The organism is Wolbachia endosymbiont (group A) of Clivina fossor, from assembly GCF_964026865.1.
In the GTDB taxonomy this organism is placed as follows: Bacteria; Pseudomonadota; Alphaproteobacteria; order Rickettsiales; family Anaplasmataceae; genus Wolbachia.
In genome coordinates, this window is sequence record NZ_OZ034707.1 from 1,403,919 (window position 1) to 1,421,680 (window position 17,762).

General features: G+C 34.9%; 14 protein-coding genes. 10 read left to right on the top strand and 4 right to left on the bottom strand.

Annotated features, from left to right (window positions below):
• The first annotated feature begins 22 nt into the window (after nt 1-22).
• From AAGD99_RS06975 to surE, 4 genes are all read left to right on the top strand, one after another.
• Entirely contained in the window at nt 23-2,866 is a 2,844-nt protein-coding gene (locus AAGD99_RS06975) for an FAD-dependent oxidoreductase (protein ID WP_341822973.1), read from the top strand.
• Nucleotides 2,867-3,169: 303 nt separating this feature from the next.
• Nucleotides 3,170-4,729, top strand: a complete 1,560-nt coding sequence (locus AAGD99_RS06980; RefSeq protein WP_341822974.1) for a proton-conducting transporter membrane subunit — start codon at nt 3,170-3,172, stop codon at nt 4,727-4,729.
• Complete coding sequence (gene ffh, locus AAGD99_RS06985; RefSeq protein ID WP_341822975.1) at nt 4,714-6,057, top strand: signal recognition particle protein; 1,344 nt, start codon at nt 4,714-4,716, stop codon at nt 6,055-6,057. Before AAGD99_RS06980 ends, ffh begins: the two co-directional genes overlap by 16 nt.
• Before the next feature lie 1,114 nt (nt 6,058-7,171).
• Nucleotides 7,172-7,924 carry a 5'/3'-nucleotidase SurE gene (gene surE, locus AAGD99_RS06990; RefSeq protein ID WP_341822976.1) on the top strand — a complete coding sequence of 251 codons (753 nt, stop codon included), beginning with the start codon at nt 7,172-7,174 and terminating at the stop codon, nt 7,922-7,924.
• Nucleotides 7,925-7,944: 20 nt separating this feature from the next.
• Here the strand turns inward: surE and hisS are convergent, their stop codons facing one another.
• Both hisS and AAGD99_RS07000 read right to left on the bottom strand, forming a co-directional pair.
• Nucleotides 7,945-9,171 (bottom strand): histidine--tRNA ligase, encoded by a 1,227-nt coding sequence (gene hisS, locus AAGD99_RS06995; protein ID WP_341822977.1) that lies wholly within the window; start codon nt 9,169-9,171, stop codon nt 7,945-7,947.
• The gene (locus tag AAGD99_RS07000) at nt 9,168-9,740 is read right to left on the bottom strand and encodes a NifU family protein (protein WP_264731225.1); all 573 of its coding nucleotides are present in this window, start codon (nt 9,738-9,740) and stop codon (nt 9,168-9,170) included. Before AAGD99_RS07000 ends, hisS begins: the two co-directional genes overlap by 4 nt.
• A 196-nt stretch (nt 9,741-9,936) precedes the next feature.
• On the opposite strand from AAGD99_RS07000, the gene AAGD99_RS07005 reads away from it, so the two are divergent.
• On the top strand, nt 9,937-10,161 hold the full coding sequence (locus tag AAGD99_RS07005) for a DnaJ domain-containing protein (protein WP_341822978.1): 225 nt from the start codon (nt 9,937-9,939) through the stop codon (nt 10,159-10,161).
• 19 nt (nt 10,162-10,180) lie between these two features.
• On the opposite strand, the gene AAGD99_RS07010 is transcribed toward AAGD99_RS07005, so the two are convergent.
• Nucleotides 10,181-11,710, bottom strand: coding sequence for an N-acetylmuramoyl-L-alanine amidase (locus tag AAGD99_RS07010; protein WP_264731222.1), 1,530 nt, complete (start codon nt 11,708-11,710; stop codon nt 10,181-10,183).
• A 68-nt stretch (nt 11,711-11,778) separates the two neighbouring features.
• On the opposite strand from AAGD99_RS07010, the gene AAGD99_RS07015 reads away from it, so the two are divergent.
• The 3 genes from AAGD99_RS07015 (at nt 11,779) to AAGD99_RS07025 (ending at nt 14,022) form a co-directional block, all read left to right on the top strand.
• Nucleotides 11,779-11,949 (top strand): DnaJ domain-containing protein, encoded by a 171-nt coding sequence (locus AAGD99_RS07015; protein WP_264731219.1) that lies wholly within the window; start codon nt 11,779-11,781, stop codon nt 11,947-11,949.
• 88 nt (nt 11,950-12,037) lie between these two features.
• On the top strand, nt 12,038-13,261 hold the full coding sequence (locus tag AAGD99_RS07020; protein WP_341822979.1) for a cytochrome b/b6: 1,224 nt from the start codon (nt 12,038-12,040) through the stop codon (nt 13,259-13,261).
• Complete coding sequence (locus AAGD99_RS07025) at nt 13,261-14,022, top strand: cytochrome c1 (RefSeq protein WP_406833358.1); 762 nt, start codon at nt 13,261-13,263, stop codon at nt 14,020-14,022. Before AAGD99_RS07020 ends, AAGD99_RS07025 begins: the two co-directional genes overlap by 1 nt.
• Before the next feature lie 1,035 nt (nt 14,023-15,057).
• Here the strand turns inward: AAGD99_RS07025 and AAGD99_RS07030 are convergent.
• Complete coding sequence (locus tag AAGD99_RS07030; protein ID WP_341822627.1) at nt 15,058-16,080, bottom strand: IS110 family transposase; 1,023 nt, start codon at nt 16,078-16,080, stop codon at nt 15,058-15,060.
• Between the two features lie 181 nt (nt 16,081-16,261).
• On the opposite strand from AAGD99_RS07030, the gene AAGD99_RS07035 reads away from it, so the two are divergent.
• Together AAGD99_RS07035 and AAGD99_RS07040 are read left to right on the top strand one after the other, a co-directional pair.
• Nucleotides 16,262-16,459: a hypothetical protein gene (locus AAGD99_RS07035; RefSeq protein WP_341822980.1), complete on the top strand. Its 198-nt coding sequence runs from the start codon at nt 16,262-16,264 to the stop codon at nt 16,457-16,459.
• A 173-nt stretch (nt 16,460-16,632) separates the two neighbouring features.
• On the top strand, nt 16,633-17,652 hold the full coding sequence (locus AAGD99_RS07040; protein ID WP_341822222.1) for an IS110 family transposase: 1,020 nt from the start codon (nt 16,633-16,635) through the stop codon (nt 17,650-17,652).
• Nucleotides 17,653-17,762: the final 110 nt, after the last annotated feature.

Below are 17,762 nucleotides of genomic sequence, written 5' to 3' on the forward strand. Positions count from 1 at the left end.
AAGACAGTGTGCATACTGTATAATGCAGCTTAATATCTCATTTTCAAATTTATATACTCGCAGTGGATTAATAAAATTGGATGAGACATTTTTGAATTATATTAAATCATGTGATGAAAGCTTGTTTTGTTCATTAATTGAAGCAAGGAAAAATCAGATTGGTGATAGCCAGTTAATAATAGACCTCTCATATTTATTTGACGAGTTCATTGCAAAACTTTTCAACATTGAAAAAGAAATAGAAGAGCTAAAGAAAAAACACAATGACTTTGCTGTGATATATAAATGCAAAAGGTTATTTGTCCAACGCTACGCATTGAAGAAATACATTAATGTGGCGAATATAGATATTACTAACAAACTAAGTCATTTTCTCACTTTGCCAACAACAGAAAAAAATTTTGCCGAGCAGGTGATGCATTGGTTTGAAGATAAAGAAAATCACAAAGAAGAAATAGAACTTGCGGCACAATATGCAGTGTGGAGAGTAAAAAATAAACAGAGTATATTATTCAGTATTCATAAAAAAATCGACCACGAAAACCTCATGCCATTTTCTAAAAAAGAAGTGGACAAAGTTGAAGTGCTGTATTCAAATGAAGTAAAAAGACGATATGGTTTTGATCTAACAAGCAAAAAGGTGAGTTTGAACAAAGCATTAGATAACGCTCACTACTGCATATTCTGTCATAAGCAAAATAAGGACAGCTGCTCAAAGGGGCTAATTAATAACGACAATACTTTTAAACAGTCCCCACTAAAAGTTGAGCTGCATGGCTGTCCACTAGAACAGAAAATATCAGAAATGAATCTGGTGAAAAGCGAAGGTTACAGCATAGCAAGCCTTGCAATTGTGATGATAGATAACCCATTATGTGCGGCTACTGGGCACAGAATATGCAATGACTGCATGAACTCGTGCATATATCAGAAACAAGAACCCGTGAATGTGCCAATGATTGAAACAAGGATTTTGGATGATGTGCTTAGTTTACCGTACGGATTTGAAATATATTCTCTGCTCAGCCGTTGGAATCCTTTAAATTTTCAGCGTTCATTGCCAAGAGAAAACACCGGAAAAAACGTTCTAGTTGTAGGCCTTGGTCCTGCTGGTTTTAATTTAGCTCATCATTTGTTGAATGATGGGCATAACGTTATCGCCATTGATGGACTAAAGATTGAACCTTTAATCGATAATTTCCAGCTAATTAAAGATTTTGAACACGAAAAATTGAGTGAACGCACGGCAGGTGGGTTTGGTGGAGTGGCAGAATATGGCATTACTTCTAGGTGGGATAAAAATTACTTAAAAATTATCAGGTTATTACTAGAAAGACGTGAAAATTTTGCAATTTATGGCGGCATTCGTTTTGGTGGCACAATTACCGTGAAAGATAGCTTCAATCTAGGTTTTGATCACATCGCCTTGGCGCTTGGCTCAGGTAAGCCTCGAATGATAAAAATAAAGAATATGCTAGCTCGTGGGGTGCGCATGGCATCTGACTTTCTTATGTCGTTACAACTGACTGGCGCTCTTAAATTTGATTCTATAGCAAATCTGCAAGTTCGTATGCCGATAGTTGTCATAGGTGCGGGGCTTACTGCGATTGACACTGCCACTGAAGCTTTAGCGTATTATCCAATTCAAGCAGAAAAATTTCTTCTTCGTTATGAGATATTAGTTGATAAGTATGGAAAGGACTGTGTTGAAAAAGATTGGACAGAGGAAGAGCGCGAAATTGCGAATGAGTTTATATCGCACGCACAATTGATCCGAGAAAAGCAAAAGTTAGCAAAAAAAGAGAGTAGAGAAATAAAAATATTAGAGTTAATGCAGAGTTTGGGGGGAGTGAAAGTTGTATATAGAAAAGAGCTAAAAGATTCGCCAAGTTATCGATTAAATAGCGAAGAGGTGCAAAATGCACTGTCAGAAGGGATTTACTTTATTGAAAACTTAGAGCCAGTTGAAGTTGTGACGGATAAATATAATCATGCTGAATCAATAAAACTAATAGACACAAAATCCGGCGAAATCAAATGCATGAAAGCACGTTCTATTTTTATAGCAGCAGGTACTGAGCCAAATACAGTTATTGCAACAGAAGATAAAAAGCATTTTAAATTAAGTAATGGGTATTTTACTCATTTGAATTCATCAGGAAAAGAAATAGATCCAATATTTTCTCCTAAAATGCAAAATAAAGATAGAATATTAGTGCATAAGCAAGGCAATAAAACAATTAGCTTTTTTGGTGATCTTCATCCTTCGTATAGCGGCAGCGTCGTGAAAGCTATGGCAAGTGCTAAGAACGGCTACCCTATTATTTCCCAGCTTTTGAATAGAGTTAATAGCTTCGTTTCTGTCACTCCAGCTAGAATCTCGGAGTCATATGCACAATTGTATGAATGTTGTAATGTAAGAGTAACTTTCACCAAAAAAGATGTCATCCAAGTAGCTGACACTGAGATCCAGAAAAAAAATGCGTGGTCAAGCGTTGAAGATCTGGCTAACAAAGAATTTTTCAATAAAATCAAAGAGCAATTCACTGCAAAGGTTATAAAAGTTCAATATTTAACAGACAAAGTTGTGGAAATAGTGATCAAAGCACCACTTGCGGCAAAGAATTTTAAACCTGGACAATTCTTTAGGTTGCAAAATTTTGAAACCAATAGCAGAAAAGCCAATAATACAAACCTTGCTATGGAAGGTATAGCCGTAACCGGCACTGAAGTAGACAAAAAAAAAGGAATTATTTCCACTATTGTGCTTGAAACTGGCGGTTCCACTAATTTATGTAAATGTTTTAAAGAAGGTGAACAAGTAATTCTTATGGGTCCAACTGGAAGCCCTACTGAGGTTTACTAAGTCTGGATATTAAAGTGATGCCAAATTTTATTTCAAAAAGTAAATAATTTACTAACGCTCGTGCACAAATTAAAAATAAATTATGCACGAGTGTAGCATTGTGAATTAAGAATGCTATATTAAAGCTTACCTCACTATTAAAGCTATCGGTCAGATTAGATTAAAAACCTAATCTGACCGGTTTCTCTATAACCCTCTAAACTCTGATATAATTATATGATAATTAGTTTAATTAGTGGTTAATATGCAAATTGATTTTATTCATATATTGAGATAGCATAAACCATATTGGTTTAAATTATTGTGCAACTTTGTAAATCGTCACTGTTACTCCTACTGACTATATTAATAGTTATAGTCCTAAAATTACCTGAAAATTTGAGCATTGCAGTAAATTGGTCTCTCCCAATTCTAGATTTTGATTTATCTTTTCGTATCATACTAATATCTTTTTTATCAGTTGCATTTTTAGCTGTTCTACCAGCACAAAATTTGACTTTTTCAGAGATGCTATCTTTTGCTGCTTACACTATTAGTTCACTTTATGCAGTTTTATCTAAACATATGATATTGGTTATAATATTTTGTGAATTAATGACTGTCAGTGCATTTTTTATTATCGCAGCTGGCTGTAGAGATAGTGGACCTGCAATAAGGTACGCTTGTGTACACTTTTTCGTTGGAGTTATATTAATAGCAGGATTGGCACTTCAAAGCACTGACCTGATAATTTTGGGTTTATTGATAAATTGCGCTTGTTTCCCTTTTTCGTTTTGGGTTGTTGATGCATATCCTGCTGCATCGCTACATGGCACTACATATCTCTCTTTATTTACCACTAAAGTCTCTTTTTTAGTAATGCTTTTACACACTTATAACCTATGGCAAGATTGTACTGAAATATTAGCGCTTGTAGGCGCCATCACTGCAATTTACAGCATTATATTTGCTTCTCTTGAGCAAAATATTCGTAGATTTTTATGCTATAATATTGTAGGACAAATGGGCTTGCTGATTATTGCAGGAGGTTTACTCAGCCCTTCGGAAAAGGCAATACCAATTTTGATACTGCATATAATCTTCTCTCTTGTTTATCAATCATTATTGTTTGTGGTCAGCAATTCGATTATTTCACGAACAAAAACAATTAGTTTTAATGGAGTAGGTAAACTGATGTCAGTGGAAGGCATGTGTGCTATAATCGCAATACTTACAATGGCTGCATTTCCTGGAACCGCTGGATTTATCAGTAAATCATATATCACAGCTGAAATTGAAATGAACACTGTTGCCTTAAAAGGGTATAAAAATTTATATAAGGTTCTAAATTTGCTGCTTCATTTAAGCGTGGGGCTAAAGTTTCTTTATTACTTATTTATTGCAAAAAGTAAGTCAAAACCGTTAGCAGAGAGGGGGGGCAAAATGACTATGATCATTTTAGCATTTATATGCGTAATCGCTGGCAATCCTTACTTACCTATTTACAATAAACCTTCGATTTTCGATTTTGTGTACAACACAAAAAATATTTTGTCGCAATTTAATTTGTTATTATGTACCACTTTATTGTTTATTCCTTTACGCAAGTTATTTTACCCGAGAATAAATTTTAAAATGGATGTTGATTGGACTTTTAGAGCTTTCATACCCTATATTGTCTTGCTGTTCAATCAGTTAGTCTCTAAAACTAGAGAAATGTTTGCCAGCATAGTGCAAAACTTGACTAATTCACTTGCTGGTTTATACTTTAATAATATTACTAAACTTAAAGAAGTGCTGGATTATAACTCAGTGAGTTTTGTTTCAGCTTCTTCTCTCTTTTTAATAAGTATTCTACTAACGCTATTATGTTTAAATCGTTAACTGAAAGTTTAAATTCTGTATTTAGTAAACTGAGAGGAAAGTCAATCATTTCTGAAGATGATTTTAATCTTGCCATGCGTGAAATACGTATAGCTTTAATTGAAGCTGACGTTTCACTTGAAGTTGCGAAAAAATTCATCAATGACATTAAAGATAAAGTGATTGGGGAAAAAGTCATAAAAAGTGTTTCTCCAGCACAAATGATAATTAAAATTGTGCAGGATAATTTAGTTGCAGTTCTCGGATCAGAGAAAAGTGACTTAAATCTAGCAGTTAAACCCCCTGCTGTGATTATGATGGTGGGCTTACAAGGTGCAGGTAAAACAACTACCTCAGGAAAGCTTGCTTTAAAGCTAAAAAAGCAAAAGAAAAAAGTGATGCTTGCCTCTTTAGACATTTATAGGCCGGCTGCCCAGAAACAACTTGAGGTGCTGGGTAAACAAATAGACGTACAAACTTTATCTATAGTAATAAATGAGGGGCCTATTGCAATTACAAAAAGGGCACTGGCAACAGCAAAGAACGATAATTGTGATGTATTAATACTAGATACCGCAGGCAGGCTTCATATTGACAATAATATGATGAATGAGTTGAAAGCCGTAAAGGAAATAGCTTCACCTGCAGAAGTTATTTTAGTAGCCGACGCAATGATAGGCCAGGATGCGGTCAACATTGCCAAATCATTCAATGAGGCAATAGGTGTAACCGGCATTATTCTTACCCGTGTTGATGGTGATGCACGTGGTGGTGCTGCTCTTTCTATGAAAATGATCGCCGATTGTCCAATTAAATTTATTGCTTGTGGTGAAAAATTAAGTGACCTCGATGATTTTTACCCCGATAGAATTGCAAAAAGGATACTTAGCATGGGTGATGTTGTCTCATTGGTTGAAAAAGCTGCTGAGATTGTTGGTCAGGAAGAAATTGATAAGTTACAAAAGAAAGTAAAAAAGGGTAAATTCGACCTAAACGACCTAGTGGGAATGTTAAAAACTCTGAGTAAAATGGATGGTATTAGCAACATAATGAAATTCATTCCTAGTTCATTCACAAAAAAGCTAAGTAGCAGTGTGCCAGATGACAATAAAGTGAAAAAATATATAGCTATCATAAACTCAATGACTGAAAAAGAAAGGCAAAATCCAGATATTTTAAATGGCAAAAGAAGACTTAGAATTTCTAAGGGGTCCGGAACAAGTGTAACTGAAGTTAATCTTCTGATTAAGCAGTATAATCAAATGAGCTCTGTGGTAAATAAGTTCAGTAAAGTTGACCATAGTAAACTCAAAGAATCTGATTTGATGGATATGCTAAGCAGAAAGTAAGTCAGCAGGTAGTGGAATGAGACGATTGTCAGTAAACCTTTAGCTATATCAAAAGCGGCTTAGGTCTCGCAAAAAAATTTACAGCTTCTTGCCAGCCAAGAAATTTATTATTAATTTTAAGAAATACTATAGCTGATCCAAGCAACATGTCATACCGCGATTCATTCGCGGTATCTCAGCCGCTAACAAGAGATCCCGCTAACAAGCAGCGGGATGACGAATTACTATCTACACCGTCATACCGCCGCGGTATCTCTAGATCCCGCTAACACGTGGCGGGATGACGGGTGTCAGGGTGTCATCCGAGTGGCCTCCTTCCCCTGTCATCCCAGTGCTTGACACTGGGATCCAGGAATTTTATTAAGTTGATAAGCATAAAAGTAGCCGTTTTATGTTAAAATACAACGTTTTGATGATTATGAAAAGGCTGGATCCCAGTGTCTGGGCACTGGGATGACACCCTACTAGCGGAAGTTACTCTCAAATGTTTGTTCATGTTAGCTACAAACATTAAGAAATTTACCAAACAAAAAAAAGGCAAAAGAAGCCCTAGTCATTGTCTATTTTCAATATTGGCGTTTTTTTATGTTTTAAACGTTTAATAACCGCGACTCAGCTGCTTTTTAATGCAACTAACCTTTAGTCATAAATGTTTAAGAAATTTACTAAGCAGAAAAAAAGGCAAAAGAAACCCCGTGGTAATTAGTGTTCACTCTCTAATCCTGCAAATTGGCGTACTATACTGTCTTAAACGACTTATAAGCGCGTTTCAGCTTATATAGGTAAAAACCTAGAAATATTGTGAAGACATAAGGTGCACATAGTGCAAAAAATTAAAAATAAGACGCCAACTACGTTGTTTTCTTGCTGTTTAATCTGCACAGATGAAGATAACTGAATACCTTCAGTACCATGATAAGGGGGCTGGCGGAGTTTGTCAAGTAGGTTTTTTCGTTTCTATTGTAATGACAGTTATGGCCTGTGCAAGAAATCTATTGATTTACAGCAGGTTCTTTGTTACAGTTCATAGTTATGCAAAGAAACTTAAAGCCTCATGAGTTTATTTACAGCCAGTGATTTACATAATTTGGAACTGTATAGCTGAGTATTGTATATGATAATATTGATAACAAACGATGATGGCTTTGGAAGTGAAGGAATAAAATTACTCAAAGAGATTGCACGGAATTTTGCGTCAGAAATATGGATAGTGGCACCAGATACTGATAGAAGCGGGGCTGCAAGATCTCTTGATTATCCAGTGAAACAATCTATTGGAATAAACCAACATAGTGAAAGGGAATTTAGTGTGTCTGGTACTCCTGCAGATTGTGTCATTATTGCGCTAAATAAAGTTATGAATAAAAAACCAGACTTAATATTGTCCGGAGTAAATATTGGATCAAATGTCGGGGACGATATTTGTTATTCAGGAACAATTGGTGCTGTAATGGAAGGTGCTGCAAGGTCTATACCTTCTATTGCGCTGAGCCAAGTTTATCATGATAAAATAGACTGGCACAATACAAAGGTTTTTGCACCAAAGGTTATTGCCAAGCTAGTTAAGGTTGGTTGGCCTAAAAACACAGTGATGAGTGTAAATTTTCCTGCTACGGAAAAAGTAAAAGGAGTAGAATTTGCTGAACAAGGTGAATATAACATTGATGGGGATTTAACTTTTACTGAAAATTCGAATGGCTTTTTTAGCTTAAATTGGTCTCGAGAGCACTCAGGCAGTGGTAGTGTAAATAAAATAAAAGAAGGATTTATTACTATCACACCAGTAAAATTAGATTTTACAGATTATGATACATTGAATGCTATGAAAAATTCTTGTGCAGACGAATTTTCTTCTATAGCTGACTAAGAAAAACATTTGCATTGCTCCTAATTGATGTTTTCTATTGTGTTATCGCGAGCAATTATTTTTTCTTCACCTGTATCCATGTTTTTAATCTTTAAAGTTTTACTACTCAATTCTTCATCGCCAAAGATTAAAGCAGCTTTAGCATTTGCTTGATTTGCTTTTTTCATTCGGTTTTTAAGTGCTCCGCTATATTCGTAGACTACATATAAACCATTTCTGCGCAATTCATTCGCAAGTGTTAGAGCATGTTCATCAGCCTCTCTGCCGATCGGAATTAGGTAAATAGGTCGCTCTTCTTTCGGAGAATAATTGATTAACTCCATTATGCGTTCAATACCTCCTGCAAATCCTATCGCTGGAGTGTGTTTTCCACCTACTGAAGATACTAGATTATCGTATCTTCCACCGGCAAAAACTGCCCCTTGTGCACCTAAATCTTCTGTGACAAATTCAAATACTGTGTGACAATAATAGTCTAGACCTCGAACTAATTTGCTATTCACAGTGTAAGGTATGCCAAGAGCTTGCAGTCCATTTAACACCTGGTCAAAGAAATATGAAGATTCTTTTGTATAGTGATCACTGATTTTAGGCGCATCAGAAATTATTAATCTATCTTTCTCATCCTTAGAATCCAGTATTCTGAGTGGATTTTTGATCAACCTATTTTTGCTATCTTCTGATAGATCGTTTTGATACTTTGTAAAGTATAAGATCAAAGCTTCTCTATACTTAGTTATTGTTTCACTATCACCTAAAGAGTTGATTTCCAGCTTTACATTTTTATTGATGCTAAATTCAGTTAGTAAGTGCTGAGCGAGTGATATCAATTCAACATCGGCTTTTGAATCTTCTACACCAAAAACCTCAAAATTTATCTGATGAAATTGCCTCTGTCTTCCCTTTTGCGGTCTTTCGTAACGAAATGCAGGCCCTGTTGAAAATAATTTTATCGGCGTTTGCAGTTTTTTTTCAATTAATAGCCTAACAACCGCTGCAGTGAACTCAGGACGTAAAGTTATGCTCTTTCCCCCTTTATCATTAAAGGTGTACATCTCTTTAGTGATGATGTCTGAGCTATCACCTAAAGTCTTTGTGAAAACTTCCGTATATTCAAATATCGGAGTTTGAGCAGGCAAAAAGCCATATAGACTTGAGATTCTGCTTGCTGTTTGCTCTATGTGTTTAGACTTGTACCATTCATCAAACAGGAGATCTTTTGTTCCTCTAACCGTTTGATTAGTCATAGTGTGGTCTCTATACCTGCAACCTCTGGTATGTGGTAGCTCAGCATATTCTGCACTCCTTGCTTTAAAGTAATTGCAGCACTTGGGCATCCAGAGCAAGCTCCTTGTAACTCAACATAAACTATCCCGTCTTTATAGCCACGAAATTTGATATCGCCACCATCTTGAGCAACTGCAGGTTTGATATAACTTTCCATCAATTCTTTTATTCTATTTACAATTTCTATATCATTTTTATCAAAAAATTCTTCATCCGGTATATTATTATCATTTACTCCTTCTTTATCTAGTGCTTTTCCACCTGAAGTAAAGTGATCCATGATTGTAGTTAAAATTTCTACTTTTAATGTATCCCAATTAATTCCACCCAATTTTGTTACTGAAATAAAATCATGACCAAAAAACACTCTTACCACATGTTCTATTTGAAAAAGATTTGCTGCTAGCTTGGAGTTTTTTATTTCATCTGCATTTGAAAAATCAGCCGTTTCTCCTTCGTTTAGAATTGCAAATCCAGGGAGAAATTTCAGTGTGTTTGGATTTGGTGTTTCTTCAATCTGGATGAACATGTTATTTACCATGACAATTATAATTGTTACTATTTAATCATAAAATGATAAAAAAATATACATGTCATTCATCTTTTTTCTTTTTTTAGTATTCATAGTAGTTACATTTGTTTTGCCTAGCGTTGTTGTATTTTTTCTTTTCCTGACAAAAAAAAATAACATAAGTTTCATGATGAACTCTATATTGAGTAAGTTTTTGAACGAATTTAATAGCAGTAGAAGTTATACTGAAAATTACACTGGTGATAACATGTCCAAAGATGAGGCATTAAAGATACTGGGGCTGAATCCTGAGGCAAGTCAAAATGAAATTAATAAAGCATATCAAAATTTAATGAAATTAGTTCATCCAGATAAAGGAGGCTCAGAGTATTTTGCACAAAAATTAAATGCGGCACGTGATAAATTGTTAAAAAAGTGATCTTAAAAAAAGTTTTCGTTTAACGAATTTCTTCCTTTGCTTTTTCTAAATAATCCAATATTGCTTCATGTAGTGCAGTCCATGTTATCTTCTCTTTCAAAGAGGGTATAAATTCTTTCTCCCAGGCATTCTTAAATTCCTGAAGCCATTGCTCCTCAAAATCCTGAAATTCTAAAGAAATATCTGCTTTAAAGCTATCAATTAAACTGGAGACTTCTGCAGCCTCAGAGCTATCTAGTGATTTTAAAGATAACACTCCACTCTTTAAAATGTCTAACTCTTCCAATAAATTAAGCTTAAATGGTTTATAGAGTGAAGACCATATGCGATATCTTAAATAAGAATCATAGTATAACTTAATTTTGTACATTAAAGTGGTAGATGCATCAGGAGAAATGTTATTCTCATATTGTGCAAGAGAAGATAATAAATTCTCATAATCTACTTTGCTTAAACATGATTGTAGAGTCGATTTAATTTTTTCACTAAAGGTTAGATAACTAGAAGAAATGCCATGACTATATTTACTAAAGAATTCAGGAAATATATCTGCTTGTTCTAATTTAAGAGGTAAATCTTTTCTAATTTCTCTTGGTAAACTATGTATTGAAAACTGATAAATAACCCATACAAAATTCTCATCAAACTCATCTGAGTAATCAGCATTATTATCAGGAAAAATTACATTACCTTTCTTATTATTCCAAGGTAATATCTTATAGAAAAATCTGTTCAGCCTTTGTTTTAATTTCAAAATACCTTCATTTCTATCACCTGCTTTATACAATATTTCGCCCATTTGCTGTTTAGCATCTTTAGGGTTTATTCTGTCACTTATGTGCAATCCAATTCCATTTTTCTCTAATAACTCCCAATCAAACAATTTGTGTGGATCTGGTTTACGCATTGTATAGCCAAGTTCTTGATTGTAAACTATGGTTCCTATTTCAGAATGACTAAATATCATATCCCTTTTAATTTTAAAACGCTCCATAAGGTATAAAATCAGCTCTTTAACGGACCTCATTTGCTCTTCCGGAAAAGGCTCAAGTCCTGTGTTTACAATCTCAATACCTACAGAATAGTTGTTAAGCTTCCGTAGCTCTTCAAGCTTGCTATCTATCTTAACTCTTGCATAACTAATACCAGCATGCCATGCTTCTTTCTCTAATGGAACCATTAAGGTGATGCTGCCATCCCTATCGACAATAAAATGAACTGACAATCCTCTAGCATTCAGCGTATCTTTTGTATCTTTTAATGTTGATGTTTCAGTATGGTGAACTATAACCATTAACACTTTTTCACCTGCCCTATCACCATAATTTAAAGCTGAAGCTGGACTTAAAAATAACAAATCCTGATCTTTCAATAATGGTAATTTTTCTTGTAAATCTTGAAAATCATTCTCGATACTGCTTGAACTGGATACTTGCCCAGATATGAGAAATGCTGAGACAGTAATCAGTAAAACTAATAAATATTTGTTGACTTTAGATAGTTGGATTTTCATACCATCTTTATAAACACTTTGTAGATAATTTTTCATTATATAGTTAGAATAGGGTTGTTGAATAAATTTACAAGACAAAATCATACTAGTTCGGTAGTAGTAACATGTCCAAAGATGAAGCATTAAAGATACTGGGGCTGAATCCTGAGGCAAGTCAAAATGAAATTAATAAAGCATATCAAAATTTAATGAAATTAGTTCACCCAGATAAGGGAGGCTCAGAGTATTTTGCACAGAAATTAAATGCGGCACGTGATAGGTTGCTGAAGAGGTAGTAATTAATATCGCTTTAAACTTTTTATTTGTGTGTAAAGGATAAGTTGCTACAATAAAACGAGTTAAAGGTAGAGAAAGCTTTAAGTTATGCAGAAAAAAAAAACAACGATAGAAGAAGAAAAAGGCATATTAGGGTGGATAGAATATAGATTGCCTATATTTTCTTTTTTGAAACACACTGCTTCTTACCAAGTGCCAAAAAACTTAAATTATGCTTGGAACTTTGGCTCTTTGGCTGGTATAGCGCTAATTTTACAAATAATAACAGGTATATTTCTTGCTATGCACTACACTCCGCATGTTGATTATGCGTTTAATAGTGTAGAGCGCATAATGCGAGATGTGAATTACGGGTGGTTAATACGCTACACTCACGCTGTTGGAGCATCGCTCTTCTTTATGGTAGTCTATGTTCATATAATGCGTGGATTATATTACGGATCTTACAAGAGGCCACGAGAGATGGTGTGGTTTATTGGTATATTTATATTTTTTGCAATGATGGCAACTGCCTTTATGGGATATGTATTGCCTTGGGGACAAATGAGTTTCTGGGGTGCAACAGTCATAACCAACTTATTTTCAGCTATACCTTTAATTGGCAATAAAATAGTTATATGGTTATGGGGTGGTTTTTCCGTTGATAATCCAACACTTAACCGTTTTTTCGCTCTGCATTATCTTCTGCCTTTTGTTATTATTGCTTTAGCTATGCTTCATGTGATAGCTCTGCATAGGTTTGGCTCCGGTAACCCAAGTGGAGTGGAGGTAAAATCAGATAAGGATACCATTCCTCTCTATCCTTATTATATAGTCAAGGATTGCATAACTTTTGGTCTGTTTTTTGTAGTTTTGTTTGCATTTGTTTTCTATGCTCCTAATTATCTTGGACATCCAGACAATTATATAGAAGCTGATTCTATGGTCACTCCGGTACATATAGTGCCAGAGTGGTACTTTTTACCTTTTTATGCAATGCTACGTTCAATTCCAGATAAACTTACTGGTGTGCTTACCATGTTTGCGTCTATTTTAGTTTGGTTTTTGTTACCTTGGCTTGATAAATCAAAAGTTAAAAGTGGTGCTTATCGCCCAGTGTTCAAAAAATTTTTTTGGGTTTTCGCAATAAATTTTGCACTTCTTGCCTGGCTTGGAGGACAAGAGGTGAAAGAGCCTTACATCACTATGAGTAGGCTATCCACTCTTTATTATTTTGCATATTTTGTAATAATTTTACCACTGCTTAGTAAATATGAAAAGCCAAAAGAACCACCAAAAACCTTAAGTGATTCTGTGCCGGAGATGAAGTAATGCTGATGAGAAGTATGTTAGCTATACTTTGCATATTGTTTTTTGCTAATTTTGTGTATGCAGAAGAATTCAAGCCATCACCAAATAAAAAAATGGACTGGAAATTTGATGGAATTACCGGATCTTTCGATAGAGAGTCAATTCAACGAGGCTATAAAGTGTATAAAGAAGTCTGTGCTGCTTGTCATTCAATGAATAGGATAGCATTTCGTAATTTGCAAGATGTTGGTTTTTCTGAAGAAGATATAAAACAGATTGCAGCTTCTTATCAAGTTAAAGATGGTCCGAACGATTTGGGTGAAATGTTCGATAGACCTGGAGTACCTTCGGATTATTTTATTGCACCTTTTGATACAAAAGAAGCAGCTGCAGCAAGCAATAATGGTGCAGTTCCACCAGACTTATCGTTAATTATTAAAGCAAGGCATGATGGTGCAAATTATGTCTATTCACTGTTAACAGGCTATCAAAACGGCGAGCACGATGAAAATGATTTATACTTCAACCCTTACTTTTCAACAGGCAGGTTAGCTATGGCGCCACCACTTTCTGAAGGAATGGTGGAATATGATGGTGCAAGACAAGCCACAGTTGAAAATATGGCGTATGATGTGATAAATTTTTTACAATGGGCAGCAGAGCCAGAATTAGAGCGCCGGCATAAACTTGGATTAAAAGTAGTGGCGTATTTTATAATTTTAACAGTGTTTTTTGTATTAACTAACAATAGAATTTGGAGCAAGCTCTATAAAAAGAAGTGATAGTCAATTTTGCCTCAAATACAATGGTTGTCATCCAAGTAGCTAACACTGGTTCCTTTATGACGGCAGTGCCCAGAGGTGTCATGCAAGTAGCTGACAACATAGAAACGAAAAACTTACTTGACAAACTCCGCCAGCCCCCTTATCATAACACTGAAGCTATTTATTTATCTTCGCAATCTCTGCAGTGGATTAATGACAAAAAAACTTAATGTATTTGGCGTAAATCATGCTTAATTTTTTGCACTATGTGCACCTCATGTCTTTATAAAACTTTTAGGTTTCTACCTATACAAGCCGAAACGCGCTTATAAAGCGTTTAAGACAGCAAAAAACGTCAAATAGACAAGGGAGAATTTGAATACTAGCTACCCTGGGGTTTCTTTGCCTTTTTTCCTGCTTGGTAAATTTCTTAAACACTTGCGGTGTAGGTTAGTTGCAAGTTAAAAGCAGCTAAATCGCTCTTAATCAAGCGTTTTAGAATAAAAAAAACGCCGATATTTTAGTACATAGTGAATAGCCAACCACCATGGGGCTTCTTTTGCCTTTTTTTTCGTTTGGTAAATTTCTTAAATATTTATAGCTAAAGATTGCACGAATGTTGCAATTACAAAAGCGATCTCTACTAGGAGGATGTCATCCCAGTGCCCAGACACTGGGATCCAGTTTTCTTTACAAATTCACCAAAAGTGCTTCATTTTATAACGCAAAACCCATACTCACCAAACCCAATGCATTACTTACAATTAAAATTCCTGGATCCCAGTGTCAAGCACTGGGATGACAGGAGATACCGTCTTGTTAGTCAACAAAAAAATTATAAAAATTTCCCAAGTTGCATCATAAAATCAAAAAATACTTCCAATTGTGTAACAGTACACAGATTATAGTTAGTGGATATGTTGATAAGTAAATTAGTTTTATACGCACAAAACAGATGAAGTTTACTTATCAACATATCCACTAACCAACAACATTCAATAAATTTGTGTAAGATACCACTTTACATAAGATAGATAGGAAGCATTTTTGATTTTAAAGTACTAAACCTTCAGTCAACCTCTTAGCCCTGTAGTTTTTGATATGGTTAGGATCAAAAGCACTTTTGGATGTCAGAATACCGAAAATGATATGGAGTAGCTTACGCATTGCAGCACCAACGATGGCCATATTATGCTTACCCTTTTCCTTTAATCTTTGGCAAAAGCTCATAATGATAGGATTGTGATTCTTAGCTACTATGGCAGGAAAGAAAAGTGCCTTACGTAATGTTTGTGAACCGGATTTACTTAATCTGGGTTTGGCATATACAGAGGAACCTGACGTCATATTTCGTGGTATAACTCCTGTATATGCTGCCAATTGCCTGGCATCTCTAAAAACCTCTATATCAGAAACTTCAGCTAAAATAGCTATTGCTGATTCTTCTCCTATGCCTGGAATAGTCAATAGAAGTTGAAAATTTTCCAACAATTCTTTGTGTTGATTTAATAGTTCACGTACGGAGTTTTTTATTGTTTCTATTTTTTGAGCTATATTCATTGCAAGGTCTTCCCAAGCATTTGCAACTTCTTTAGGCAGTCTCTCTTTTTTTTCTAAGTGGTTATTTACTAATGTTAACTCATCTTTTAACGCAACTGAGCAACGATAAAGATGTTTTAATTTTTTCATTTCAGGAGAAGGTGGTGTCCAACTAGAAGGTTCCTGTCTTTGGCAATAATCAGCAATAACTTCTGCATCGGTCTGATCATTCTTTTGTCGTATCAGCTTACTCCTTGCATAAGATTTTATGCAATAAGGATTTACAACACTTACAAAATGTCCAGCATTGTGTAGAAATTCAGCCAGTGCTTCGCTATAACAACCAGTAGATTCCATACAGGTTTTTGCTTTTTCTACATTATGTTTGTGTAGAAAATTCAGTAGACTTTGAAACCCATGATCATCGTTCTTAAAGCTTCTTTTTCTAGTTTCACGCTTTCCTTTTTTGCTTATAAATGAGAGAAAAACATCAAAGCGATCTTTTGATATATCTATGCCCAAAAAGTTGTTGATCATATATAACCCCATACGTTACCATTAAAAATGAAAAGTAAGGTTAGTCTTGTGAATACAGAATTAGAACCATTCAGGTCTTTCTACGATACCGTCCAGCCTATACTTTTGAGAAGGGAATTCTTATCTCCTCTACAGATTTTATATCTAAGAAGAAGCACAGAGTTCCTCCCTTCTCCACCTAATGCTTAAGCTTAAAACATTAGATGCTTTTGACAAGATACAAGTAGAAGGCTACTTAGAGGACCAAAAAAGGATGTCATTCCAGTGCTTGGCACTGGAATCTTGTTTCAATGTTAAACAAAATACCATAGAACTCAAGAAGACAATTCCTAGAAAATTTCTACATCCAAAAAAGGCAAATCGTGTTAATGCTGTTTAGATGTAAAAGATAAGCTAAATTTTTACAAAGAAAACATTTCAAGCAGCAAGACACATACTGTAATTGCTATTAAATGATGGAGAGACATACTCCATTATTTTAGCACGAAGTAACAAGTTCAATAGAATTAGTTCTTCAAAAATAATTTAAACTTTTACAGTAGGAGCAGTCTTATGAAATATTATAGTGGATTAGATGTCTCACTCAAGGAAACTTTTATCAGTATCGTTGATGAGAAAGGAAAAATTGTTAAAGAAGAAGTTATTGTAAGTGAAAGCAGTACAATAGCGGAGTATTTGCTTAGTCAAAGCAAAAAATATGAAGCAATAGGGATAGAAAGTGGACAACTATCAATATCAATGTGCAAAGAATTGAGGAGATTTGGATTGCCAGTAACTTGTGTAGATGCAAGGCATATGGCAGCAGCATTGTCTGCAAGAATCAATAAGAATGATAAAAATGATGCAAGAGGTATAGCACAAATGATGAGAGTTGGGCTATTTAAAGAGGTATTAGTAAAGTCAGATGAAGCTTGTCAGATTAAAATAATGCTTGGAAGCAGAAGACAATTAACACGTAGCAGAGAGAAAATTGAGGGAACAATAAGAGGATTATTAAAAATATACGGGATAAAAATTGATCAGCGTGCCAGATCTACAAGTTTCATTTTAAAAGTGCAAGAAATAATTAATGAGCTAGATGAAATTAGCAAGAACTCAATTGAAGCATTAGTACATAGCTTAGAAACAATAGAAGAATCGATAAGAAAACTTGACAAAATGCTCTCAGAGCAAGGTAAAAAAGATGAGGATTGTAAATTATTAACTACTGTTCCAGGAGTTGGTATTATAGTAGCAATGACATACAAAGCTGCGATAGATGATGCATATAGGTTTGAAACATCTTATGCAGTTGGAGCCTATATGGGATTGAGCCCAAGACAGTACGCTTCTGGAGAGATTGATCGGCATGGAAGTATATCAAAAATGGGACCAGTAGAATGTAGGAATGTGTTGTACGAAGCAGCACAAGTCTTACTGGTAAAATGTAAAAGGAAATTTAAATTGAGAAGCTGGGGATTGAGGCTTGCAAAAAAGAAGGGTATGAAGAAAGCAATTGTTGCCGTAGCGCGGAAGTTGTCTGTAATTATGCATAGGATGTTGGTTAGTAAAACAGAATTCTGTTATCAATAAATGCAAAAAGTAGATAATTTGATGTAAAGTAAAGATAGCAATGCCGATGGAAGGGATAAGCAAGATCCTAGGTTGAAGCATAGACTTCGTAAGACACATGTTGCCGTCCA